The sequence below is a fragment of the Synergistetes bacterium HGW-Synergistetes-1 genome, from assembly GCA_002839185.1.
Lineage (GTDB): Bacteria > Synergistota > Synergistia > Synergistales > Synergistaceae > Caenicola.
In genome coordinates this window covers 61,870-85,151 of the sequence record PGXO01000010.1, presented here as the reverse complement: position 1 = coordinate 85,151, position 23,282 = coordinate 61,870, and the positions used below count along the sequence as shown (strand labels likewise).

22 protein-coding genes and 1 riboswitch are annotated in these 23,282 nt (G+C 47.8%); of the genes, 9 read left to right on the top strand and 13 right to left on the bottom strand.

All coding sequences use genetic code 11. The features are described from left to right. The first annotated feature begins 194 nt into the window (after positions 1-194). The 5 genes from CVV54_08875 to CVV54_08855 all read left to right on the top strand — a co-directional run bounded on the left by CVV54_08875 (position 195) and on the right by CVV54_08855 (position 3,873). Positions 195-620, top strand: a complete 426-nt coding sequence (locus tag CVV54_08875) for a hypothetical protein (GenBank protein ID PKL03804.1) — start codon at positions 195-197, stop codon at positions 618-620. Next, positions 610-1,554, top strand: coding sequence for an ABC transporter substrate-binding protein (locus tag CVV54_08870; GenBank protein ID PKL03803.1), 945 nt, complete (start codon positions 610-612; stop codon positions 1,552-1,554). Before CVV54_08875 ends, CVV54_08870 begins: the two co-directional genes overlap by 11 nt. Next, entirely contained in the window at positions 1,551-2,264 is a 714-nt protein-coding gene (locus tag CVV54_08865; GenBank protein ID PKL03802.1) for an ABC transporter, read from the top strand. The genes CVV54_08870 and CVV54_08865 overlap by 4 nt, the downstream gene beginning before the upstream one ends. Continuing rightward, entirely contained in the window at positions 2,245-3,066 is an 822-nt protein-coding gene (locus CVV54_08860) for an ABC transporter (protein ID PKL03801.1), read from the top strand. Before CVV54_08865 ends, CVV54_08860 begins: the two co-directional genes overlap by 20 nt. A gap of 75 nt (positions 3,067-3,141) precedes the next feature. Then, complete coding sequence (locus CVV54_08855; protein PKL03800.1) at positions 3,142-3,873, top strand: hypothetical protein; 732 nt, start codon at positions 3,142-3,144, stop codon at positions 3,871-3,873. 137 nt (positions 3,874-4,010) lie between these two features. Here CVV54_08855 and CVV54_08850 read toward each other — a convergent pair whose 3' ends face one another. The 4 genes from CVV54_08850 to CVV54_08835 all read right to left on the bottom strand — a co-directional run bounded on the left by CVV54_08850 (position 4,011) and on the right by CVV54_08835 (position 6,764). Continuing rightward, on the bottom strand, positions 4,011-4,163 hold the full coding sequence (locus CVV54_08850) for a FeoB-associated Cys-rich membrane protein (protein PKL03799.1): 153 nt from the start codon (positions 4,161-4,163) through the stop codon (positions 4,011-4,013). 24 nt (positions 4,164-4,187) lie between these two features. Next, positions 4,188-6,206: a ferrous iron transport protein B gene (gene feoB / locus CVV54_08845; GenBank protein ID PKL03798.1), complete on the bottom strand. Its 2,019-nt coding sequence runs from the start codon at positions 6,204-6,206 to the stop codon at positions 4,188-4,190. 107 nt (positions 6,207-6,313) lie between these two features. Continuing rightward, positions 6,314-6,535 carry a ferrous iron transport protein A gene (locus CVV54_08840; protein ID PKL03797.1) on the bottom strand — a complete coding sequence of 74 codons (222 nt, stop codon included), beginning with the start codon at positions 6,533-6,535 and terminating at the stop codon, positions 6,314-6,316. Between the two features lie 19 nt (positions 6,536-6,554). Continuing rightward, the gene (locus tag CVV54_08835) at positions 6,555-6,764 is read right to left on the bottom strand and encodes a ferrous iron transport protein A (GenBank protein PKL03796.1); all 210 of its coding nucleotides are present in this window, start codon (positions 6,762-6,764) and stop codon (positions 6,555-6,557) included. A gap of 204 nt (positions 6,765-6,968) precedes the next feature. After that, a riboswitch (cobalamin riboswitch) is annotated at positions 6,969-7,130 on the top strand. A gap of 210 nt (positions 7,131-7,340) precedes the next feature. Between CVV54_08835 and CVV54_08830 the strand changes: the two genes are divergently transcribed. From CVV54_08830 to CVV54_08820, 3 genes are all read left to right on the top strand, one after another. Then, positions 7,341-9,311: a TonB-dependent receptor gene (locus CVV54_08830; GenBank protein PKL03795.1), complete on the top strand. Its 1,971-nt coding sequence runs from the start codon at positions 7,341-7,343 to the stop codon at positions 9,309-9,311. Between the two features lie 112 nt (positions 9,312-9,423). Then, the gene (locus CVV54_08825) at positions 9,424-10,242 is read left to right on the top strand and encodes an amidohydrolase (protein PKL03794.1); all 819 of its coding nucleotides are present in this window, start codon (positions 9,424-9,426) and stop codon (positions 10,240-10,242) included. Between the two features lie 120 nt (positions 10,243-10,362). Further along, positions 10,363-10,983, top strand: a complete 621-nt coding sequence (locus CVV54_08820; GenBank protein PKL03881.1) for a Crp/Fnr family transcriptional regulator — start codon at positions 10,363-10,365, stop codon at positions 10,981-10,983. Positions 10,984-10,986: 3 nt separating this feature from the next. Here the strand turns inward: CVV54_08820 and CVV54_08815 are convergent, their stop codons facing one another. The 9 genes from CVV54_08815 to CVV54_08775 all read right to left on the bottom strand — a co-directional run bounded on the left by CVV54_08815 (position 10,987) and on the right by CVV54_08775 (position 21,985). Then, the gene (locus CVV54_08815; GenBank protein PKL03793.1) at positions 10,987-11,574 is read right to left on the bottom strand and encodes a hypothetical protein; all 588 of its coding nucleotides are present in this window, start codon (positions 11,572-11,574) and stop codon (positions 10,987-10,989) included. Beyond that, the gene (locus CVV54_08810) at positions 11,571-11,780 is read right to left on the bottom strand and encodes a 4Fe-4S ferredoxin (protein PKL03792.1); all 210 of its coding nucleotides are present in this window, start codon (positions 11,778-11,780) and stop codon (positions 11,571-11,573) included. Before CVV54_08810 ends, CVV54_08815 begins: the two co-directional genes overlap by 4 nt. Positions 11,781-11,946: 166 nt before the next feature. Beyond that, on the bottom strand, positions 11,947-12,918 hold the full coding sequence (locus CVV54_08805) for an arginase (protein PKL03791.1): 972 nt from the start codon (positions 12,916-12,918) through the stop codon (positions 11,947-11,949). Positions 12,919-13,182: 264 nt separating this feature from the next. Beyond that, entirely contained in the window at positions 13,183-13,929 is a 747-nt protein-coding gene (locus tag CVV54_08800) for a 2,3-diphosphoglycerate-dependent phosphoglycerate mutase (GenBank protein PKL03790.1), read from the bottom strand. Between the two features lie 12 nt (positions 13,930-13,941). Next, positions 13,942-15,189, bottom strand: coding sequence for a hypothetical protein (locus CVV54_08795; protein PKL03789.1), 1,248 nt, complete (start codon positions 15,187-15,189; stop codon positions 13,942-13,944). After that, positions 15,168-16,466, bottom strand: coding sequence for a hypothetical protein (locus CVV54_08790; protein PKL03788.1), 1,299 nt, complete (start codon positions 16,464-16,466; stop codon positions 15,168-15,170). Before CVV54_08790 ends, CVV54_08795 begins: the two co-directional genes overlap by 22 nt. 15 nt (positions 16,467-16,481) lie before the next feature. Next, positions 16,482-19,577 (bottom strand): AcrB/AcrD/AcrF family protein, encoded by a 3,096-nt coding sequence (locus tag CVV54_08785; protein PKL03787.1) that lies wholly within the window; start codon positions 19,575-19,577, stop codon positions 16,482-16,484. Positions 19,578-19,800: 223 nt separating this feature from the next. Continuing rightward, complete coding sequence (gene gyrB, locus CVV54_08780; GenBank protein PKL03880.1) at positions 19,801-21,708, bottom strand: DNA topoisomerase (ATP-hydrolyzing) subunit B; 1,908 nt, start codon at positions 21,706-21,708, stop codon at positions 19,801-19,803. Positions 21,709-21,730: 22 nt separating this feature from the next. Next, positions 21,731-21,985 carry a hypothetical protein gene (locus tag CVV54_08775; protein ID PKL03786.1) on the bottom strand — a complete coding sequence of 85 codons (255 nt, stop codon included), beginning with the start codon at positions 21,983-21,985 and terminating at the stop codon, positions 21,731-21,733. Positions 21,986-22,046: 61 nt separating this feature from the next. Here CVV54_08775 and CVV54_08770 point away from each other — a divergent pair, with 61 nt between their 5' ends. Then, complete coding sequence (locus CVV54_08770) at positions 22,047-23,243, top strand: hypothetical protein (GenBank protein ID PKL03785.1); 1,197 nt, start codon at positions 22,047-22,049, stop codon at positions 23,241-23,243. Positions 23,244-23,282: the final 39 nt, after the last annotated feature.

Genomic DNA, 23,282 nt, shown 5'->3' with positions numbered 1-23,282 from the left:
TGTTCCCGGGTCTTAGCTACTAACAATTGATTCCCTATCGACTCCCAATCGATTCCCCAGGTGGGTACACTTTCCTCCAGCTCTTACAGCCTTTTCACCATTGCGACCGAACTCGTCGTAGCTTCATCATTATTGTAGTGCTATAATCATGTCAATATGAAACTGATTCTCAGTTTTAGAATGGTGTGATTTATATGACCGAGGTCCGATACAACACAAACCAGCGCAAACTTATTCTGGCTGTGATAGAGAGGAACAGCGACAGGCACATAACTGCCGACGACGTTCACCTTGCTCTCATTCATGAAGGTCACCCTGTCGGAAAGGCTACGATATACAGGCATTTTGAGAGGCTTGAGAAAGAGGGATTCCTCATAAAGTACTCTTCTGTTGATGGTGCGAGCGCCTGTTACCAGTATGCTGAGCCTTCCGGAAAAGAATCGCTGCATTACCACATGAAGTGTGAGCGATGCGGGAAGCTCTTCCACCTTGACTGCAGCTTCCTTGATCAGATCTCCGCTCATTTCAGCGAGCATCATAAGTTTGACCTGAACAGGTTCAAGACGGTCTTTTACGGCATATGTTCAGAGTGCAGAAAGAAGGATATAGATGAAAAATAAAAAATATATGCTGCTGACAGGCTTACTGGCCTTGTCAGCGTTATCGTTTTTGTTAATGGAATATCCTGTCCGCAGTCAGGCTGAAAGCAAAACGCAGGAAAAACCCAGGATCATAGCGACACTCTTTCCCCAATATGATTTTACGAAACAGATAGTAAGGGATAGAGCGGATGTGCAGCTTCTTCTGCCTCCCGGAGCGGAAAGCCATACTTATGAACCATCTCCATCTGACATCATTAATATCAGCAAAGCGGATATGTTCGTCTACACAGGCAGACACATGGAACATTGGGCAGAAAAGATAATTTCATCCGTAAAAGGGGAAAAGATAGTAACAGTGGATGTCTCAAAGGGAATAAAACTGATCAGGCATGAAGACGAAGATCACGCCGAAACACATCACCATGTCCTTGATCCGCACATATGGACAGACCCCAACAATGCGGCAGTCATGACGGACAATATACTTTCCGCCTTGTGTGCCGCCTATCCGGCCGATGCAGAATATTTCCGAAAGAATGCAAAGGAGTTCAAGTCAGAACTCCAAAAACTTGATGGTGAGTTCAGGGATGCTGTTGCCTCAGGGAAAAGAAAAAAAATTGTATTTGGCGGCAGTAATGCTTTCGCATATTTCCTTAAACGTTATGGATTGGAGTCTCTTTCTGCGATAGACGTTTGCTCAGCGCAGGCGGATCCGGGAGTGAAAAGAATTACTGAAATCATCAGTGAGGTAAAAAAAGAAAAAATACCGATTGTATTTTATGGGGAGATGGTAGCTCCTAAGATGGCAAAAATGATCAGTGTGGAAACAGGAACACACCTGCTCTCTTTGAATTCGTGCCATAATCTTTCTTCAGAGGATCTAAAAAAGGGAAGTACATATCTTTCTATTATGAGAAAAAATCTGGCAAACCTCAAAGAGGGGCTTAAATGACAGTTCTCGAGGCTGAAAACGTATCAGTGGAGTATGATGGTGTCCCCGCGTTAAAAAACGTCTCCTTCCGAATTGAAAAGGGTGAGTACCTTGCAGTTGTTGGAGAAAACGGCTCAGGAAAAAGCACTCTGATAAAGGCTATCCTCGGCCTTACGGAGCTTTCTTCCGGCATGATCAGGCTGAACGGAGGCATCAAAAAAAGCGAGATCGGATACCTGCCTCAGCAGACAGAGGTACAGAAGGACTTTCCTGCCAGGGTGGATGAAGTGGTGCTCTCAGGCTGCCTTGCTTCGAGTGGAATCTTCCCCTTTTATGCATCGAAAGACAAAAAACTGGCCGTTTACAGCATGGAATTACTTGAGATAGCGAGTATAAGGAAACGTTCCTTCCGGGAGCTTTCGGGAGGCCAGCAGCAGCGTGTGCTTCTGGCACGTGCCCTCTGTTCCGCGAAAACCATGCTGGTCCTTGATGAGCCTGCCGCTGGCCTTGATCCGCTCATAAGTTCCGAATTCTACTCCCTGCTCAGAAAACTGAATGAAGAGGGGCTGACAATAATCATGGTTTCCCATGATATTGAGGCAGCTAAAGAAAATGCCGATAAAATCCTCCACCTTGGCACAAATATATTTTTTTTTGGCAGTGCGGATGAATATCTGAGATCCGAAACAGGCAAGAGGTTTTCAGGCGAAAATGCTAAATATTCTAAGTGAACTCTTGGCTTATGATTTTATCGTCAGGGCGGTCGCGGTAGGCCTGATGGTATCGCTTTGTGCGTCGCTGCTTGGTGTGAGTCTGGTCCTCAAACGATATTCGATGATAGGAGACGGGCTTGGTCACGTTGCTTTTGGGGCACTCTGCATTGCCGTGGCCTTCAACATGGCACCTCTCCTTGTTTCTGTGCCTGTCGTAATAACCGCTGCAATACTGCTCCTGAAAATGAGAGATAATCTAAGAATCAAGGGAGATGCTGCTATAGCAGTGATATCAAGTTCAGCCCTTGCGATAGGAATCATAGCTACATCATTAACAAAAGGGATGAGTATTGACATATATAACTATATGTTTGGCAGCATACTTGCAATGGACGACCAAGATGTCTATCTTGGCATGGGACTTTCTGTTGCTGTGCTGTTGCTCTTTGCAGTCCTTTACAATGTGATATTCACAGTTACCTTCGATGAGGATTTTGCGAGGGCAACAGGCGTAAACGTCGGTTTTTACAACACCCTCATAGCTGTGCTGACTGCCGTTACAATAGTTGTCGGAATGCGAATAATGGGGACCCTCCTTATCTCGAGCCTTATAGTTTTTCCCGCCCTTACCGCCATGAGACTCTACTCAAGCTTTAAGGGTGTGGTGATCTGTTCTGGCATTGTCTCGACAATATGTTTCTTTATTGGTATTGTCCTCTCGTATTCCCTTGATATCCCTGTTGGAGCGAGCATCGTGGTATTAAATCTTGCCGTTTTCCTGATCTTTTTTGCCGCAGGGAGTCTCAAAAAGTATTTTTGACTTGAAGAATGGTGAGTATCAGTGATAAAAAGAGCTCTTGAACTGCCGGGGCTGCGCTTTGGAGGGACTTCTTGGGTGACTCCAGGTACATTTGCCGATAATATGAGGTGCCTTTCCCCCGATGTGAGCGATATGGAGATAGTGCTTTTCGATATTCCCGAATATTCAAACATGCCAGACAAAGAAGAAGTCCTGATCATGAGGGATCTGTGCAGCGAACTGGATATGTCCTGTACAGTGCACTTTCCCTCAGAAATATTTGTATCCTGCTCTGATCTGGAGAGGCGTGAGAGGGAAGATATGTGTCTGAGGACGATCAGTCTCTTTGCCCCGCTTGATCCCTTTGCCTGGATATTGCATGTCGTCGGCGAAAAGAGGGGAAATTCCCCCAGTGCTGATATAGAAAAGTGGCTTAAAAAGAGTATCAGTTCGGCAGGAATGATCGCGGAAGCGGTCAGCGACAAAAGGAAAGTATGCATTGAAACGTTGGATTATGATCCATGGTATGTCAAACATCTTGCAAATGCCGTAGGTACATCTATTTGCCTGGATTTGGGACACCTCGTCAAATACGGACGTCCTGTGCTTGAAATTGCCGGGAGTTTTGCAGATGACGTAAGAGTGCTTCATATTCACGGTGTGATGCCCGATGGGACAGACCACAGGGATCTTTCGTACTTTGATCCTGATCTTTTTGAGTCCGTGACAGATATGATGTCAGGTGGAGAAGAAAGGATAATGACGATCGAAGTTTTTGAAGATGACTATGCACGTTCTTTGAGAGCGATGAAGAATATAAGGGGCTAAGCGTTATGACGCTTATATCTTTTGCCTGTTGGATTAAGAGAGCTCCGGGGGGTGGTTATTGCCCCCGGAGCGGAGGAAGGAGAGCCTTTATCTTTTCTGCGGTAGCTGTAAGGAGGTACAGCGCTGCCTGGCTGTCGTTATTTTATATGGCCTGATTTTGCTGAATTGCATCCTGGACAGTTGCCGCTGCATCCGCAGGTGCATTTCCCTGAAACGCTGTTCCTGATCACTCTGTATAATGCATATCCCATTGCGGCGAAAACCATTGCTCCAATAACGTAAGTTGTCATTTATACTGCACGTCCCTTCTCAGTTTAAGCAGTTATCCTGCTTCCTATTTGGTATATGGCAAGCGCCAGGAGGTAAGCCAGCCCGGTCTGCCACGCCATCGCGAAGAAAGTCCATTTCCATGATTTCATTTCACTTCTTATTGCTCCAAGAGCAGCGAAACAGGGCGATGCAAGGAGTGTGAATACCATAAACGCATATGCGCTTACAGGAGTGAACATATTCGATATATTTGCTATGAGCCCCGGGTTGTCCTCGGCAACCTCCCCGAGACCGAAAAGAACTCCGTAGGTCGCAACAACGACTTCCTTTGCAAGAAACCCGGTCACCACAGCCATCGATGACTGCCATGTACCGAAGCCAAGCGGAACGAATATTGGTGCTATTACCCCTCCTATGGAGGCCAAGATACTTTCTCCTGCATCGACCATTTCGAGAGACCAATTGAATGCCTGAAGAAACCAAATCAATCCGGCGGCTGCAAAAATAATTGTTCCGGCCTTGATCATGAATGCTTTTGCCCGTTCCCACATGTGTATTGCAACACCTTTGATCCGTGGCATTCTATAAGCAGGGAGTTCCATCACAAAAGGGGCAGGGTCTCCTGCAAAGAGAGACGTCTTCTTCAGAACGATCCCTGAAAGGATCACCATGCCTATTCCGATCATGTACATGGATGGGGCGACCCATGACTGCTCAGGGAAGAAAACGGCTGCAAAAAGCGCGAAGACAGGCAGCTTGGCTCCGCATGGAATAAATGGAGTAAGTATTATTGTCAATTTGCGGTCAACGTCATTTTCGATGGTTCTGCAGGCCATTATCCCTGGAACGGAGCAGCCTGTGCCCACAAGCATGGGGATAAAGGATTTTCCTGAGAGCCCGAATTGACGGAACAGCCTGTCCATGATAAAAGCCACACGGGCCATGTAACCGCAATCCTCAAGGAAGGATATGAAGAAGAAAAGGATCATAAGCTGAGGGACAAACCCCATAACAGCGCCTACCCCGCCGACAATGCCGTCAACCACAAGACCCTGCAGCCACTCGGCAGTGTGTGCCGCCTCAAGCCAGCCTGACAACGTGCCTCCTATCCAATCACCGAAAAATGTTTCGGTCCACCCTATAGTCATATCCCCCAGAGTCTGGATAGAAATGTAATAGACGCCCCACATTATCAGGAAGAAAATCGGGAGACCAAGAAAGCGGTTGGTAACAATCGAGTCGATTCGGTCCGAATGTGAAACATTGCTTGAGTTGCTGTCTGTGAGGGCTTTAGAGAGCACTCGGTCTATGAATAAGTAACGCTCATTCGCTATTATGCTTTCGGAATCATCGTCCGACTTTTCTTCACAGGCTTTTATCAGCTTGTCTATGGATAAAAGGCTGTCGTTATCTATTGAAAGATGTTCTTTGAGGACAGCATCCCTGCTGAAAAGGTTTACAGAAACCCAGCGAGATGGATGCTCTGCTGAAAATTGAGTGGCTATTGAGGAAATCCACTGAAGCGCAGTTTCAATTTCATCTCCGAACCTTATTTTTTGTTCCGGTTTCTCCTTTTTGACCGCAATGTCGACTGCGTTGCTTAAAACCTCGCCAAGTCCGGTTCCATCGGAAGCAGAACATTTGATAGCGCGGCAGCCAAGTTTTTGAGACAGAACCTTTTCATTGATACTTATTCCGGCTTTATCTGCGGCATCTGTCATATTAAGCGCCACCAGCACCGGGATGTCCATTTCAAGGAGCTGTGTTGTAAGATACAGGCCACGTTCGATATTGGTCGAGTCAACAATGTTGATAACAGCATCGGGTTTGCCGTCACTCAGATAATCACGGGTTATTCTCTCTTCCAGGGAGTATGGAGATAGAGAATATATTCCAGGGAGGTCTACAAGCAGGGCGTCTTTATGCCCCTTTATCAACCCTTCTTTTTTTTCTACCGTTACACCCGGCCAATTTCCCACGTATTGCGTACTTCCTGTAATTGCATTATACATAGTGGTTTTCCCGCAATTTGGGTTTCCGATCAAAGCAATTTTTAATTTCATAAGTATTCCTCCGTTAGTTAGCTGCAGCTAACTTATATTCGTTAAAAAATAGGAGCCTGATTGAACTCCGATGTGTTTGATTTCTAATATAACCTTAGCAAATGAATTTATTCAACTTCTATACTTTCGGTGTCTCCTTTCCTCAGAGAAAGTTCATAACCGCGGACCCTGATTTCAACAGGGTCTCCCAAAGGAGCGACTTTTCGCACAAACAGTTTTGTTCCCTTTGTTATACCCATGTCCATTATTCTACGTTTCAAAGCCCCGGTGCCGTTGATTTTTGCTACAGAAACTGTTTCTCCGCAGGTAACCTCTTTAAGCGTCCTCATGTACACTCCTCCAGTTTTGCTATATATGTATTCGATCTGCCAGTCTTCTGCTGATTGCGATTCGCGAGCCTCTAATGCCCAGTATGACATTGTCTCCGGAAGAAGATATCATACGAACCTTTCCGCCAGCTACGAATCCTAAGCTTTCAAGTAAACAGCGAACGCTGTCTTTCCCTGTTATTTTCTTAACGCATCCTTCCATTCCTGGTGGCAAAAAAGTTAGGGGCATTACTATCCCTCCAAATGATGGATTTATGTCCAACGGTTAGCAATTGCTAACCGTTGGAAAACTTTATCACCAGAATTAGCATACGTCAATACTTAAAAAACAATACTTGTTGTTTCAATGGTCCTTTCCAGGTTCCATGATATGTGTTAAAAGTCTCTTCTTGACAACCTTGGGTGCATGAGGTAAAACTTAGTGACAATAAAATAACGTCATTGGAATTTCAGTCAAGGGAATCCGGTCAGATGCCGGAGCAGCCCCGCTACTGTGACCGCGACGAAACCGTATTAAGCCACTGTCTGAGGATGGGAAGGCACGGGAGTAGGATGAACGGGAGCCAGGAGACCTGCTGAAAAACCAGATTGTTGATCATCGCGCGGGCGAGAGGCGGCAAACTGTATCCTTACGGGCATACCTGCCTGAGGATACGAAATATGTTTGTCACAGAGGGACGCCCGATATCAGGGAGTCCCTCTTTTTTTACAGGGTTTTTTAAGGAGTGAGGAATAACGGAACAAACAGGGACACTATTATTCGGAAGATCTCATAGCATAGTTTTATATTTAAGGAGTGTTGATAGTGTTTTATAAGATCAAAAATAGCATAGTTATTCCAATGATCGTCTTTCTGTTGGTTTTTTCCGCATCCGCTTTTGCTGGGACAGGAACAGGTGTTACAAGCGGAGATGTCGTCAGCGAGGACAAAAAAGAAGAAGTGCAAGAGGTGGCAAGAGTAGAGGTGACCGGTTCACGTCTTGCTGAAGACATCCGTGAAGTCCCCGCTCCGGCTTACGTCATAACAAAGGAAGAAATTGAGATGAGCGGGGCAAGGAGCACACAGGAAGTCCTTGACAGGGTGCCCGGAGTTAACGGACTGAGGAACAGTTCAGCCTCAGCTCTTGACAAAAGCGTTATTGTAAGAGGGCTTACCACTGAAGTCCTTCTCCTTGTAGACGGTATCCCCTTCAGGACTTCGAGCTACGGCACCGGGGTATCGATGGGTTCTCCATTTGACCTCAGGACAGTACCGCTTGAGTCCATTGAGAGAATAGAAGTTGTAAAGGGCGCCAGCTCGGCTGTTTACGGATCCAACGCAGCGGGCGGAGTAATAAATATAATCACTAAAAAAGGGATGGAAAAGTCCGGCGGAAGCCTGCTTCTTGAAGGAGGAAACCACGGATGGTTCCGGGGGTCTGTAAGGGGTACGGCAGTGTTGAGCGACGATGTCAAAGTCACAGTCGGATATACCAAAACCCAGGAAACTTCTGAGATAAACATAAGAAAGAGGCCGGATGGAACCTATGACAAAGCCACCGACTACCGCGGCAATGATTTCGTCTTTGGAATAGAAAAGGGAAGCTGGGCATTTTCCGGGGCATGGGGTGATTTCGATTCAGACTGGGAAAATTCATACAACTATGATCTCTCGACTGTTTATAAAAATACTCAGGAGAACAAATACCGGCGTTTTGCCATAACCTATGCCGATGATGTGAACTCAGGCAAAATATATTACAACGAAAATGAGAAGGATTATTCATTCTACTCAGATCCGCTTTACATCAGCAGCTACGACTACAAAGACAGTTCAATGGGGATAATGTTCAACCGCAAGCAGGAGATTTTCGGCATGACCGGTGTCTGGGGCTTTGAGTGGCGCAGGGAACAGTCTGAGTACAAGGGCCTCTCTGATTCCGCCTGGGGAGAAACCAAAGACACCCCATACGACTTGAAAAGGGATGGCTTTTCACCCTATCTGGAAGTTTCAGTGCCCATCGGAGAAGCAGGACTCGACATAGGACTCAGATATGAGCACTGGAGCGTTGATGGGGGGGAAACGGTAAGCGAACTTATACCGAGGCTTTCGCTCAACTGGGAGAGTCCGTCAGGCAAGATCTGGTATCTCACCGCTGGACGCTTTTTCGCTATGCCCAGTTTTTACCAGATATTTATGCCGGACAGGAATTATGGAACACCAAACCCAGACCTCAAGCCGGAAAAAGGCTGGACTTATGACATCGGCGTGAAGGACGAAAAGGCCCTCAACCCCTGGAGCTTAGGCATTTTCTACATGGATATGGAGGATAAGATCAAGTACGAATCGGACTCCACAACATGGATAGGACAGTACGTAAACCTTGATCAGTACAGGGCATGGGGCATAGAGGCGGAGATGAAGTTCAACTTCCACGAAAACTGGAGCTACACACAGGGCATATCCTGGACCGACGCCGAAGAGAAGACAGAGGGCACAGATGAATGGACAAGATCGAATATGCCGAGGCTGGACCTAATGGGGAGACTGAACTACGCGAAGGGCCCATGGGCCGGGGAGCTCAACGCCCATTTTTACGGAGACAGGAACATTGACGGTGGTGTCTACAAGGATGACGGCATCTTCCTGATGAACGCTTCTGTCTCATGGAAAGAGGGATCGCACAAACTGGTCCTTTCCTGCACCAACATTTTTGACAGGGAATTTGTACTTGACGATCAGGGATATATCAACCCCGAACGCAAGTTTATACTATCCTGGCAGTATGAATTCTAGAGAACAGAAACAATAGATCATCCGTTCCTCCCAGAGGGCTCCCGGACTGCACACCGGGGGTCCTCAACATTTTTCCGCCTGTGCTTTTTTGTGATATAGTTTGAAAGATCAAATGAAAGGCGGCATGATAGAGACCATGATCATAGATTTCCATGCACACATTTTTCCTGATGGTTTCGCGGACCGCGCAATGACCGTTTTGTCCAAGAACGCACAGGTGGGGTATTCTGCTCCCGCGACTCTGAATGGACTGATCTCAACAATGGATGAGTGCGGAGTGGACAGGTCTGTCGTACTCAACATCGTAACCAAAGAGAGCCAGCATGAGAATGTCCTCCGCTTTGCAAAGGAGACTGATTCCGAGAGGGTAATATCCTTCGGCTCCGTTCTGCCAAGCTCGGTATACGCACTTGAGTATGTCTGGAAGATCTCTGACGAAGAGCTCAGGGGGATAAAGTTCCATCCTGCACTCCAGCGGATATATCCTGACGATGAGAAGTACTTTCCAATTTACGACCTGGCACGGGCGCTGAACCTGATCGTTGTTTTTCACGTCGGTTTCGACCCCTCGTTTCCCGGCGAACTGAACGCTTCGCCCGAGTCGATGGTAAAGATAGCAAGGAATTTTCCAGGACTCAGGATTGTCGCAGCACATCTGGGCGGACTGAAGATGGCTGAAGATGTTCTTGAAGCAGTGGCAGGACAGGCGGACATTTACATGGATACGGCTTACTGCGCGGAGCCCTGGCTTGACAAGGGACTTCTCAAAGAGATCATAAGAACGCACGGATCCGAGAGGATACTCTTCGGGAGCGATTATCCGTGGCATCTGCCTTCTCAGGAAATATCACTGATAAGATCACTTGATATATCGGAAGAGGAGAAAGAGATGATACTTGGAGAAAACGCCAGACGGCTGCTGGGAATATGATCAAAGAGCCCTGCCTGCGTCAACATGAAGACCGCTCACTTTTGACCGGAGGTGTGTGATTTGATCCACAATGGACCGCTGATATCGCTTCTGGAAGAGAGCTTTTCTTTCTGGGATAAGATGAGTGACCTCGAAAAGGAGGCTCTCATGGACAATATCTCCGACATAAAATACGAAAAGGGGACCTGCCTTAGCGGAAGTGATGATTCCTGCGCAGGAGTCTTCCTTATAAGGTCAGGGACGCTTAGGGTCTACATGCTTTCGGAAGATGGCAAGGACCTGACGCTTTTCCGCCTCAATCCCGGAGAGCGATGCATCCTGTCCGCGTCATGCGTACTGAAGCTGATCCGTTTCGAAGTATTGATCGAGGCTGAGACAGAGTGCAGGATACTTGTCGTCAACGCAAATTTCTTCTCCGATCTGGCAGCAAGAAATGTATGGGTGGAAAATTTCTCATATAAAGTCGCAGCTGAACGTTTCTCCGATGTAATGGAAGCCATACAGAGGATCTTCTTCCTGAGCGTGGACAAGAGGCTTGCAAACTTCCTTCTTGAGGAGATGGAGAGGAATAATTGTGATGTGATCCCTGTCACTCACGAACAGATAGCAAGATATATAGGAAGCGCCCGTGAGGTAGTATCAAGGACTCTTAAATCATTTTACGTCCTTGGGGCAGTGGAACTCTCCCGAAAAGGCATAAAGATCGTTGACAGGAAACTCCTCCAAAGCATGAGTAAATAATAGCTAAAGCCTCTCTCCCTCTCTTACCTTACAGATCATCTGGGTTGCCGTTCCCATGGGGCAGTAGACGCACCACGACCGCGGTTTGTAAATGAGCATGCTTAAAAGTCCAAGTATCAGTGATGTAAGCATGAGGCTGTAAAACCCGTAGGCGAACTGTACCGCCCACAGGGGAATGCTTTCCCCTGCCCTGTTTGCCCACTCCCATGGCACATCAAATGTCCAGAAAAGCCTGACCGATGCATTCAGGCTTCCGCTTCCCGAAAATACGGCCCATGTTGCAAAAAGCATGTTTACGAACATGACCATAAAGAACAGGAGAAATCCATAACGAAACCATCTGCTCTTCAAAAATGCCGGCAGGTCCCTGTTGAGGGATATCTTTTTCCCCGAGCCAAGAAGCGTGAAGAGCTGTCCTCTTCCGCAGTAGCTGTTGCAGAAGGCCTTTTCTTTGCCGAAAATTGACATCATTATCGGTATGACGAAGCAGAGCATGCCCAGCCAGGCGAAGATAATGTTGAAAAATCCAAGTGCGAAATAGAGGATCGAAACGATCCACATCTTTTCCTTCCAGCTTCCGGTTACGCTCATTCCGGGACCTCCATCGTTATTGCAGAGGGTGGGCAGATCTTTTCACATTTAGAACATCCGATGCACTTTTCTGGGGCCACATCAGCCCATATTCCCTTATAAATGGAAATTGCGCTGACCGGACATACATTGACACAGGCGCCGCAGGCCACGCAATTTTCTCTCAATACTTTTGCCTTTTTTCTTTTTTTGACTAATATCGCCACATGATCACATCCTATATTTGCTGTTCTTATTTTTTATAACACTGATAAGTTCTGTGGTCTGTGACCTGGTCACATGCGGAGCCGGAAATAAAAAGAGAGGATCATAAAATGATCCTCTCTGTACACGATAAAAAATACTAAAGATAAATTATTGCCGGAGCAGTTTTTATCTCTCGGACAGGCCCCTTAAAAACCAAAAAATGGATGAGGCTGCAAGTGATGCGGTACGGTGGTCCTGGTCTAGGGGCGGAGAGACCTCCATTATGTCCAGGTATCGTATCTGAGGGCTCCTTCCCGCGAGGTAGGCTATTTTGTCCAGCTCAGGCGCCTTCAGTCCGCTCGGGTTGCTCGCGGATGCCCCCGGTGCTTCAGTGCTGCGTACTGCGTCTATGTCAAGGGAGATGGCAACTATGTGTCCCTTCTTGCTGACCATGCTCAGTGCCTGGATAAAGGATTCCATCACGCGTTCGGAGACCTCTTTGAGTGTAAAGACGCTTCCTCCCTGCTTCTTCACCCAATTGTAGTAATATGGTGAGTTGTATGGTTCCTGAATGCCGAACTCTACGAAGGCGCTTCCCAAAAGTGCCTTGTTTTTAAGCTGTGTAAGTGCACGGTAGAAGGATGTTCCGCTGTTTATCCCGTTTTCATCAGTTCTCACATCAAGGTGTGCATCGACGTTGATCAGTCCAAGTGAATCTTTTTTGAGTCCTGCTCCTTGGACCAGCCCCGCAAGGCCGGGGTAAGTAAGGTCGTGTCCGCCGCCTATCACCAGCGGAATGCCTCCTCGCGAGACAGCGTCAGCTACAGCTTCCTGCAGTGCAAGATGCACCTCTTCCAGTGTAAGTCCCTTTGTAGATACGTTGCCGGCATCAATGACCTTTATCCTGTCAAGATCCATGTTGAACCCGGGTGTAAGTTTATAAAGGCGGCGCCTGACGTCATCGGGGCCCTTCGCGGCACCTGCACGCCCTTTGTTTGCAAGTATGCCCCTGTCTTCGGGCACGCCGATGATCACCACATCAGAATCCCGGACTGACAACATTTTTCCCCTATGGACAAGTTCCCCGAGTCTTCTGTCCTTTGGGTCGTTCCTGCTGTAAAAAAGGTCCCTGTCTGTCTTTTCGAGAATGTACGCCATTTTGTCTCCTCCGCGGTAGATATGTACCTTGTATATTTTCAGATTCTATCCGTATGGAAGCTTCGTGCATAGTGCTTTTGGCTGATTGAATATTTATTAAATTATATCGGTGCTTATTGAATATTTAAATTTTAAAAGTCTGCAAAAGTGTTTGTAGGTTTTGTCTTTTGCTGCCTTTTGCTTTGATATTTATAATAATTAAGGGCCTGTTTCTCATTTGAGATACAGGCCCTATTTTATCCGGTTTTCAGATTGATTCTGCTCTTATTTGCTCTTGCCTTGGTTCGCCACTGCCGCCTGGGCAGCTGCTATCGCTTCCTCATCGCCAAGGTAGTAGTGCTTTAGAGGCTTAAGTTCTTCGTCCAGTTCATAGACGAGGGGGATTCCGGTAGGTATGTTAAGCTCCAGGATCTCTCTTTCCGATATGCCGTCAAGATACTTGACCAGAGCCCTCAGGCTGTTGCCGTGCGCGGCTATCACAAGCCTTTTGCCTGCCCTTATGTCGGGCGCTATCGCCTCTTTCCAGTAAGGGACTACCCTTGCGACAGTATCTGCCAGGCACTCTCCTTCGGGGAGTTCGTCTTCGGCAAGCCCGGCGTATCTGGGGTCTTTTCCTGGGTAACGTTCATCGGTCTTTTCGAGAAGGGGCGGGCGTGTGCTGTAACTGCGTCTCCATATCTTGACCTGTTCGTCCCCGTATTTCGCGGCAGTCTCGGACTTGTTGAGCCCCTGCAGTCCTCCGTAGTGACGTTCGTTCAGCTTCCACGAGTTTTCTACAGGGATCCACATCAGGTCCATCTCTTCAAGTACGCACCAGAGTGTCTTTATGGCTCTTTTCAGGACGGATGTATATGCTTTGTCAAAAACGAAGCCCTTTTCCTTCATAACTTTGCCTGCGGACTGCGCTTCGAGAAGTCCTTTTTCAGAAAGAGGGACGTCTGTCCATCCGGTGAATCTGTTCTCTTTGTTCCATTCACTTTCCCCATGCCTGAGCAATACTATCCTGTACATCCAAGATGCCTCCTATTCAGATTTATCCTTATTATTATTGTTTTCTCCGCTTACCGTGACCTTGTCTCCGTCATTAAGAGTGCTTCCGCCAAAGATTATAACCCTGTCGCCCGGCTTTAGCCCCTCTGTTATGTGGATAAGAGATCCCTGTCTTACGCCGGTGGAGACTTCACGAAGTTTCGCTGTTCCTTCCTCTTCAAGCAAAACATAATACCCTGTCTCACTTTCATGGAGCGCGTTTTCCGGTATAAGGACCGCATTTTTGATCTCTCTTTCCACTATGGAAGCCTGTCCGAACATTCCGGGTCTCAGCTGACCGCCGGTTTCCCTGTTGTCCAGCTCGATGTCTACATTGCTGGTCCTGGTCGATGGGTCTACATACTGATCCACCCTTGTTACTTTTCCTAGAAATTCTTCATCCGGAAGTGCGTCGAATTTAAGGAATACAGGCATTCCGTTTTTAACAACAAAAATTTTTGACTCAGGTACCTTCAGAGTTGCTTTTAATTTGCTCAGATCGGCAATATCGATTATCGGCGAGTTAGGAGAAATCATTGCGCCTGTCGTTAGCGAAAAATCATTGAGCACAGTGCCGTCTATCGGAGCGACCATTATATAATCCGCTTTCGCAGAGCCTACTCTTACCAGCTCCGCAGCCGCCTGTTTTTCTTTTGCAATTGCAGCATTGTAGGAAGCCCTTGCGCTTGTGTAAGCTGTTTCTACGGAATCATACTGCTGCTGGGTGCTGAATCCCTCTTTGACGAGCCTTGCGTACCTGTCAAGAGTTGTTTTTGCGTTCATCATCTCAGCTTTTGCCCTTTCAGTGTCGGCTTTTACTGATGCCGCCTGGGCGCGTACCGAACCTATGAGAGCATCCTGCTGGTCGTGTTCGAGTGTGGCTATGACCTGTCCCTTTCTTACCAGGTCTCCCTGCCTGACGTGGAGTTTTTCGAGTCTTCCTGTCACCCTGGGGAGTAACTCTACCCTGTCCACTGCGTCTATGGAGGTGTTCTGGATTATGCTCTCCCTTACGGTCTTATCTGCTTTGACCGTTTCGATCTTCACAGCGGCCGCTTGCTTGCCGTTCCCGTTTGAGTCCGGCGAGAAGATGGCTTCTCTCCTGCTGTATATCCCGATAGCCGCCAGCATTATGACCGCCGCAGCAACGATGATGATCAGCCTCTTATTGTCTGAGACTTTCTTGGAATAAGTGCCATAGTTGTTTTTGTCAGTCATATTCATCTTTTCTCCCCGGTCCATCCTATGACGGTACCTTCAGTAACTTTTAGTGCAACTATTGTAAGAAGGTGGTTGTACTGTGAGCGTGCATGATCAAGCCTTGCGGAGGTCAGCGATGTCTGGGCGTTCAGCAGGTCCAGCTGCGGTGTTACCCCTTCCCGGAATCCGACTTCAGCAAGCCGCAGTGATTCCTTTGCCAGCTCAAGTGCTTTTTCCGAAGCCTTTAGATGGTGCAGAGTGCTTTCGATCTCTGTCCATGCAGTTTCTACTTCTGATTTTATATCCAGTTCCTTCTGTTCCAGTGCGATTTTGTCCTGTTCCAGGACAGCACCTGCCCTGATCGCATTTCCCCTGGCGGTGTTTCTGTCAAAGATGGGAACTGTGACGGACAGTTCCGCCCTCCACGTGTCGTCGCCTCTGTCATCTTTGAGATATGGGTTTAAATATCCTGCGGATGCACCAAACGTTATTTTCGGCCTTGCACCGCTTTTTTCGATCAATATCTGGTTTTTCTGGTATCCAAGCTGTTCCTCAAGTTTTTTAAGGTCAGCTCTGTTTGCCTGTGCCATCTCAAGTGATGTCTGCCTGGTGCCCTCCGCTTCGGGAACGCTGAGCTTGCCTGTTACCTCGCGTCTTTTTTCAGGAGGGATGCCCATGTAGTTCATAAGGGATATGTGGGCTGACTCATAAAGCCCTTTCGCAGTGCTCAGGTTGGCCGTGTTGGTAGCAAGCAGCTGTCCTGCCCTGATCACCTCAAGGCTGTTGGCAAGACCTAGCTCCCGCATCTTACTGACCTCTTTTAGGTGCTGTTCGGATGTATTTACAGCCGACTCTTCAGCCTTTATCCTTTCGCGCTGCAGAAGCACATTGTAAAACCTTGCGTAGAGTTCACCCACAGCATTGTTTTCTCCATTTGCTATTATCATCCCGGCTATGTTCTTTACCTGTTTTGACTGGCTTCTTATCGCGGAATTTTTGCCTCCTGAGTAAATGACCTGTTCAAGAGTCGCTCTGGCTCCTTTGTTGTCGTTTCTCTCCCCATCATCTGTCGTGCTCTCTTTCTGCCTGTCCAGATATGCGTTTGCAGAAAGGCTTGGAAGGAGCGTTCCGTCAGCCTGGATCTGGAAGGCGTATGCCTTTATCGTCTCCTGTCTCAGGGATCTCAGACCGGAATTATTTGTCAGGGCCAGTTCGATAGCTTCATATATATCGACGGCGCTGCCCTCGGCACTGCTGCCTGAAGTTCCAAGGAGCAGCGTGAAGGCGATCAGGAAATATGTAATTTTGCTTCTGTTCATTTTTTTCACGCTCCTCTATTTGGAGTTAAGCACCCTTGACTGAGCAGTTCTGTTGAAGCGTCTGTAAGCGCGGTATCTGTTTATTGCAGCACTTGCTTTGTCTTTTATGTCATCGAGCAGGAGGTATACAACAGGGATAACAATGAGTGTCAGCATAGTAGAGGTAAAAAGGCCCCCGATAACTGCCACCGACATAGGCTGCCGTGTCTCTCCACCCTCGCTCAGAGCCAGCGCTATAGGCAGGGAACCGAACATCGTTGAAACTGTGGTCATCAGGATAGCCCTGAGACGGAGAGGTCCTGCTTCCAGCACTGCCTCAATCTTATTCATCCCTTTTGCTCTTAGCTGATTTATAAAATCGACCAGCAGTATGGCGTTATTTACTACGACCCCAACAAGCAGGATTATCCCCATGAAGCTCATCACGCTTATCCTGAGCCCCGCCAGTGCCAGGAGTCCGAAGGACCCCGCGGTCATCAGGGGAAGAGAGAACATGACTGTGAACGGATGGATAAAGGATTCGAACTGTATGGCCATTACCATGTAGACAAGGATTATGGCAAATATCAGTGCAATGGACATATAGTAGAAGCTCTCCTTCATATATTCCGAATCTCCTGATGGTGTGATAGTAAATGTGCCGTCCTGAGGAGCGTATTTCCTGAATACTTCCTCCATGATCAGGATGCCTTCGCCGGGTGAGACGCCTTCGACATTGGCGCCGAGCTGCAGCGACCTCTGCCTGTTGTATCTTTTTATGACGTTTGGCGACATCCCGATAGAGCTGGTTATAAGCCCTTCTGCCCTTATCAGCTGCCCATCGTTTGTCCTTACAAGCGTATTTTTCAGTTTTTCAGGATCGTCCCTTCCGCTTACTTCAGACCTTACGCGTATGTCATACCTGTATCCGTCCTGGTTGAAAGAACCGGCTCTGTCCCCCCCGAACCAGGTCATGAGCTCGTCGGAGAGTTCCCGTATGTTGATGTTCAGGTCATCTGCGAGAGCACGGTTCAGTGCCAGGTTTATCCTCGGTTTGTTCATCTGAAGGTCCGTCGTTATATCGACAAGTCCCCTCGCGTTTTCTGCCAGGTCTTTTTTAATCAGCTCTCCAATTTCTGCCAGAGCCTCGCTTGTTGGTCCCTGAATGACGAGCGTGATGTCAGAGCCGCCCCATGTACCCATTTTGATATCCACATCTCGGAATACAGAGAGTTTGCCTCTCAGCCGTTTCATTATTACATTTGCAGCAGGCCTGCTGCCTCTGTCTATCAGTTCCATGTTTATGGAGGCCTTGTAGACTTCTTCGCCGCCTCCGCTCCCTACGATTCCGTATGTATAAGCTACCATCTCGTCCTCCTGAATGATCTTGACCATGTCTTTTACGACGCTTTCTGTCATTTCAAGGGATGAATCAGCCGGAAGTTCTATCTGGACCCTAAGGCGTCCCTGGTCTTCGCTTGGGAAAAATTCTGTCCCCAGGATCGATGCGAAACCTATGCCGAGGAGGAAAAGGGCAAGCGCAGATATCATGACAAACTTACGGTGTGTTACTGCATATTTTAAGACCCCGCTGTATTTCCCCTCTATCCATACGAACGGCTTTTCCAGCTTTTTCTGCACAGGACCTTCTATTTTCTTTCCGAGGATCCTTGAGCAGAGATACGGGGTAAGAGTAAGCGATATTATCAGTGATATGGTTATAGTTGTAGCGACAGTAACGCCGAAAGAGTTGAAAAAACGTCCCATTATGCCGCCCATGAAGGCTACGGGGACGAATACTGCAAGAGTTGTCGCTGCTCCTGCCAGTACTGCGAAAGCGACCTCTCCTCCTCCGTCCTGCGCCGCTCTGTATGGAGTCTTGCCCATGTCACGGTGCCTCGTTATGTTTTCCATGACAACAGTAGTAGCATCAACGACCATACCGACAGCCAAAGAGAGTCCCATCATGGACATGTTGTTTATCGTTATGCCCATCCAGTAAAGCACGGAGAGGCTTCCTAGAAGGCAGACAGGTATAGTGATGACAGCAACTATCGTTGCCCTTATTGTTTTCAGGAAGACGAACATTATTATTGATGTGAGAATGATCGATACCACGATATCCCAGAAAACTCCGCTCATCGAGCGCATTATGAATTTAGCATTGTCCTGCACGACGGCAAGGCTCGTTCCGGGAGGAGCGGTCAGGTTGAGTTCCTTTATCCTTTCGTTGACCATGCGCGATAGAAGGACCTCGTTGGCGCCCTTTTGCTTGCGGATCTGTACCATCACAGTAGGTCTGCCCTCATAAATGGCTCCGCTTCGTTTGTCCTCAAGGCCGTCTTCGATCCTTGCCACGTCCCTCAGTCTAATGACAGCGCCGTTCCTTACTGCTATAGGGAGATACTCAAGCTCAGAGACAGACGAATACTCCCCTTCAAGCCTGATTCCGTATTCTTTGGTCGCGGTCTCTATCCTGCCGGCGGGAAGTTCAACATGCTTAGAGTAGATCGCAGATTTGATTTCTTTTGTGGTGAGGTCGTAGGCCTCCAGACTGTCAGTATTTATCCATATCCTTATCTCCCTGTCTCGGAAACCGGCAAGCTGGACACCGCCGACACCCTTTACAGTCTGCAGGCGTTCCGTGACTACCTTATCAACGTACCGGGCAAGCGTCTTCATGTCCGTCCTGCCGTCGTTTTTGACTGCCACGTTCATTATCGGCCTGTCAGACGGGTCGTATTTATCAACCTGCGGAGCCTCCGCGTCATCAGGAAGACTGCTGGCTGCCATGCTGACTTTTCCGCGAACATCAGCTGCGGCATCGTCCACGTCCCTGTCCAAGTCGAATTCTATGACGATTATCGAACGTCCTTCGTAGCTGCTCGAACTCAGGTTTTTGATGCCCTCGATAGTATTTATCCTTGCCTCCAGCACGTCTGTAACATCGTTATCAATAATAGCAGGACTTGCGCCCTCCATTATCGTCCTTACAACAACGATCGGGAATTCGACGTTCGGCATTCGTTCTACGCCCATATTCATGTATGAATAGGTGCCAAAAACGATCAGAGCTATTGTGCATATGAGGACCGTAACAGGTCTTCGAAGAGATACTTCGATAATTTTCATATATACATTTCATCCTTATGTAAAGTTTTCATTCGACAGAACATTGATACTATAACCCAAAATTGTGTCTTTTTTGTGTCAGAGATCAAGTATTACATAATTTTATTATAATCAGTATTAAAAAATCTCGTTTTATGCTTACTAAAGAGGCGCGGGAAAAAATATTCCAGCGCCTCTTCGGTTCTATTTGTCTTTCTGTCCAACCGGATCTTTTTGAGTCCTTCTATATGTCAAGATTTCGGACTTCACGGCCGTAAGTCTCGATGAATTTTCTTCGGGGCTCAACGTTGTCACCCATAAGTATTCCAAAGAGCTCATCGGCTTCTACCGCATCCTGGACCTCAACCCTGTTCACGATCCTGTTCTCAGGGTTCATGGTGGTATCCCACAGTTGTTCTGCGTTCATTTCGCCAAGCCCCTTATAGCGCTGCACATCAACTTTTTTCCCTGCTGCGTTAGCCTGGAGATCTTTCATCTCTTTTTCTGAGAAGCAGTAGGAGACTTCCTTGCCTACCTGTACCCTGTAAAGCGGCGGCTGTGCGACATAGAGATAACCTTTATCGATTATCTGCGGCATATACCTGAAAAAAAGCGTGAGCAGCAGGGTACGGATATGGGCTCCATCGACATCGGCGTCAGCCATTATGAATATTTTGTGGTAACGGAGCTTCTCCTCGTTGAAATCGTCACCGACTCCTGCACCCAGTGCGAGTATTATATTTCTTATGGTCTCGCTTCCCAGGATCTTTTCAAGACGGGCCTTTTCAACGTTGAGGATCTTTCCCCTCAGTGGGAGAATGGCTTGGAATTCGCGGTTTCTTCCCTGTTTGGCGCTGCCTCCGGCGCTGTCTCCTTCGACTATGTACAGCTCGCAGTCAGCGGCGTTCCTGTTGGAGCAGTCTGCGAGCTTGCCGGGCAGGGTCAGCCCGTTCATGACAGATTTTCTGCGTACAAGGTCTTTTGCCTTCTTTGCTGCCTCTCTTGCCTGCCTTGCCCTGATAGCGCTCTCAACTATGGGCTTGAGGATCTCAGGTCTCTCATCGAGAACTTCTTTCAGACCCTCGTATACGAGTGAGTCAACGATCCCTTTTACGTCACCGTTGCCCAGTTTGGTCTTTGTCTGTCCTTCGAACTGAGGCTCCATAACTTTTACGGAAATTACCGCTGTCAGACCTTCCTTGAGGTCATCCCCGGTAAGGTTTGTGTCTTTTTCTTTGAGTATTTTTAGTTTTCTTGCCTCATCGTTCACTGCCCTTGTAAGGGCTGTCCTGAATCCGGCGACATGTGTTCCGCCTTCGATCGTATTTATGAGGTTTACAAAACCATAAAGCCGCTCCATGTAAGTATCGTTGTACTGTATGGCGACCTCTATCTCGGTTTTATCTTTTTCCCCGAATATTACTACAGGTTCCTTAAAAAGGACCTCTTTACCCTTGTTAAGGTACTCGACGAAGGTGGAGATTCCTCCGGGATAGTTGTAAGTGCGTTCCTGAGGTTTCTCAGGCCTTTTATCGGCGAAATTGATCGTTATATGTGAGTTCAGGAATGCAAGCTCACGCAGCCTTGATTTAAGGACATCGGCCTGGAATTCAATGGAGGAAAAAATTTCTTCATCCGGCATGAACTGGACTCGTGTTCCTCTCATGTCAGTATCGCCTGCCACACAAAGGGCCGTTACCGGGATCCCCCGCTCGTAGCGCTGATGGTGTTCCTTGCCTTCCCTCCAGATAGTCAGTTCAAGCCATTCGGAAAGGGCGTTGACCACAGATACGCCAACTCCATGGAGTCCGCCTGAGACCTGATATGCGCTTTTGTCGAACTTGCCGCCCGCGTGCAGGATAGTCATTACCACTTCTGCCGCCGATTTTCCGGACTCATGATCTTCTGTTGGTATCCCGCGTCCGTTGTCTACAACTGTTACGCTTCCATCCACGTTTATCGTCACGTTGATAGTGTCGCAGAAACCCGCCAGGGATTCGTCGATCGAATTGTCTACTACCTCGTATACCAGATGGTGCAGGCCTCGCGGTCCCTGGTCTCCTATATACATCCCGGGCCGTTTTCTTACGGCCACGAGACCTTCAAGCACATGAATATCCTTTGCTGAGTACTCGGAATCTTTTGTCAGCATTGAGTTGTTTGGAATGCACATATTATCCATTTATTGATGAACTCCTTCCATTGATCGTCATTTTGCTGAGGAAATCAAGCTGTCGTTTTTTTAGGGTAGTCGGGGTGAATCCGGTCCTGATGACAGAGCCGTCTCTTTTGAGTATCTCTGTTCCGTTTTCTGTCTTATAAATGGCTACTGTGTTGGCAAGGCAAATGATACTTTCGCCTTCAAGAGGAATAAACAATGACCAGGTCCCCAATCTGTAATTTTTAACCTTATAATTATACCATCTCATTGCTCAATGTTCCTCTGTTACATTACGTGACGTTGAAAGTGGAAAGAGTGGTATTGGAAAAATGGACGAACTTTTTATTTTGACTAATTCGCCCGGAGAAGTATCCGGATGGGTAAAGCCGGTAGTATCGCAGCTTGCCTCAAAAGGTTTTCCCGCAAAGGTCTCTCTTGTTGTCCTGCCCTGCCAGTATGCCAGCGGAATGGAGGCGGAGTATGGAAAAGAGATCGAAGGGATAGACTCTGTATCCACCTTTAAAGAGTTATGGAATACCTCCGTGGCGTTGAAGGGAACCAAAAGGCTCGTCCTGCAGCTAGGGGGAGATCCCTTCTTCGGCGCCATACTATCAGCGAAACTGAGATGTGTATGGATGATATACACGGCAAGGCCGAGATGGAAATCTCGCGTCGGCCATTATTTTGTGCCGGATGCAGCCGCTGAAAATAGATTTGCACTTCAGGGAGTCAAAAGGGATCATGTGACCAGGGTCGGGAACCTTATATTTGACAGCGCCCCCGAATGCGAAGATGCAGATGAAGCAAGGAAGATAATGGGTCTGTCCGGGGATGAGGAAGCTGTATCTTTTTTGCCGGGCAGCAGGCCATTCGAATACCGGGATGGATTTCCCTTTTTTTCATGCGCTGCAATGGAGCTTTTGAGAAACCACCCAAACTACCATGCCTTTTTGCCTGTTGCTCCTACCGTTGATGAAAAACTGCTCATCGAAGGCCTTGATGAGGCTGGCCTGAATTGGACAGGCGGATCGGCTGCGGAGGAAATATTATGGGATGGTCCGGGAAGGATAAGGTTTATACGCGAAAACAATTTTGAGGCTATCAAAGCCTCTACCCTTGCTGTTGCTTTTCCGGGCACAAACAACCTGCAGATAACCTCGCTCTGTGTGCCCCTCCTTACTGTAGTTCCTTTGAACCAGGCTGAGAACATCCCCCTTGACGGGATCCCGGGGATAATACCTATGTCTGTTCCGGGCGCAAGGAGACTCAAGAAAAAACTGATTTACTGGTACAGCGGGAGACTTAAATATGCGTCGCTTCCGAACAGGATGGCAGGAAAAGAGATCGTTCCTGAACACAGAGGAGTCATGACGCCGTCTATGGTCGCAGGGCTTGTTGAAGAGCTTGTTTCTGATCCCGAAAGGCTGAGAGAGATAGTGACGGGATACTCAGATATCCTTCTTGAACGGGGTGCGGCTTCAAAGATAGCAGATAAGGTCTGTGGCTATTTCTCGTCGGTAAGCTGAGGCTGCTCTTTTAGGCGATCATTTTCAGCCCGTAGTTTT

Excerpts from the sequence above, each read along its gene's own strand:
- CVV54_08865 (PKL03802.1), top strand. The coding sequence starts at position 1,551 with ATGACAGTTCTCGAGGCTGAAAACGTATCAGTGGAGTATGATGGTGTC.
- feoB (PKL03798.1), bottom strand. The coding sequence starts at position 6,206 with ATGAAATTAAAAATTGCTTTGATCGGAAACCCAAATTGCGGGAAAACC.
- CVV54_08815 (PKL03793.1), bottom strand. The coding sequence starts at position 11,574 with ATGAGCGTAACCGGAAGCTGGAAGGAAAAGATGTGGATCGTTTCGATC.
- CVV54_08805 (PKL03791.1), bottom strand. The coding sequence starts at position 12,918 with ATGGCGTACATTCTCGAAAAGACAGACAGGGACCTTTTTTACAGCAGG.
- CVV54_08820 (PKL03881.1), top strand. The coding sequence starts at position 10,363 with ATGAGTGACCTCGAAAAGGAGGCTCTCATGGACAATATCTCCGACATA.
- CVV54_08795 (PKL03789.1), bottom strand. The coding sequence starts at position 15,189 with ATGGACCGGGGAGAAAAGATGAATATGACTGACAAAAACAACTATGGC.
- CVV54_08835 (PKL03796.1), bottom strand. The coding sequence starts at position 6,764 with ATGCCCCTAACTTTTTTGCCACCAGGAATGGAAGGATGCGTTAAGAAA.
- CVV54_08790 (PKL03788.1), bottom strand. The coding sequence starts at position 16,466 with ATGAACAGAAGCAAAATTACATATTTCCTGATCGCCTTCACGCTGCTC.
- CVV54_08875 (PKL03804.1), top strand. The coding sequence starts at position 195 with ATGACCGAGGTCCGATACAACACAAACCAGCGCAAACTTATTCTGGCT.
- CVV54_08840 (PKL03797.1), bottom strand. The coding sequence starts at position 6,535 with ATGAGGACGCTTAAAGAGGTTACCTGCGGAGAAACAGTTTCTGTAGCA.
- CVV54_08770 (PKL03785.1), top strand. The coding sequence starts at position 22,047 with ATGGACGAACTTTTTATTTTGACTAATTCGCCCGGAGAAGTATCCGGA.
- CVV54_08860 (PKL03801.1), top strand. The coding sequence starts at position 2,245 with ATGCTAAATATTCTAAGTGAACTCTTGGCTTATGATTTTATCGTCAGG.
- CVV54_08850 (PKL03799.1), bottom strand. The coding sequence starts at position 4,163 with ATGACAACTTACGTTATTGGAGCAATGGTTTTCGCCGCAATGGGATAT.
- CVV54_08775 (PKL03786.1), bottom strand. The coding sequence starts at position 21,985 with ATGAGATGGTATAATTATAAGGTTAAAAATTACAGATTGGGGACCTGG.
- CVV54_08785 (PKL03787.1), bottom strand. The coding sequence starts at position 19,577 with ATGAAAATTATCGAAGTATCTCTTCGAAGACCTGTTACGGTCCTCATA.
- CVV54_08870 (PKL03803.1), top strand. The coding sequence starts at position 610 with ATGAAAAATAAAAAATATATGCTGCTGACAGGCTTACTGGCCTTGTCA.
- CVV54_08825 (PKL03794.1), top strand. The coding sequence starts at position 9,424 with ATGAAAGGCGGCATGATAGAGACCATGATCATAGATTTCCATGCACAC.
- gyrB (PKL03880.1), bottom strand. The coding sequence starts at position 21,708 with ATGCTGACAAAAGATTCCGAGTACTCAGCAAAGGATATTCATGTGCTT.
- CVV54_08800 (PKL03790.1), bottom strand. The coding sequence starts at position 13,929 with ATGTACAGGATAGTATTGCTCAGGCATGGGGAAAGTGAATGGAACAAA.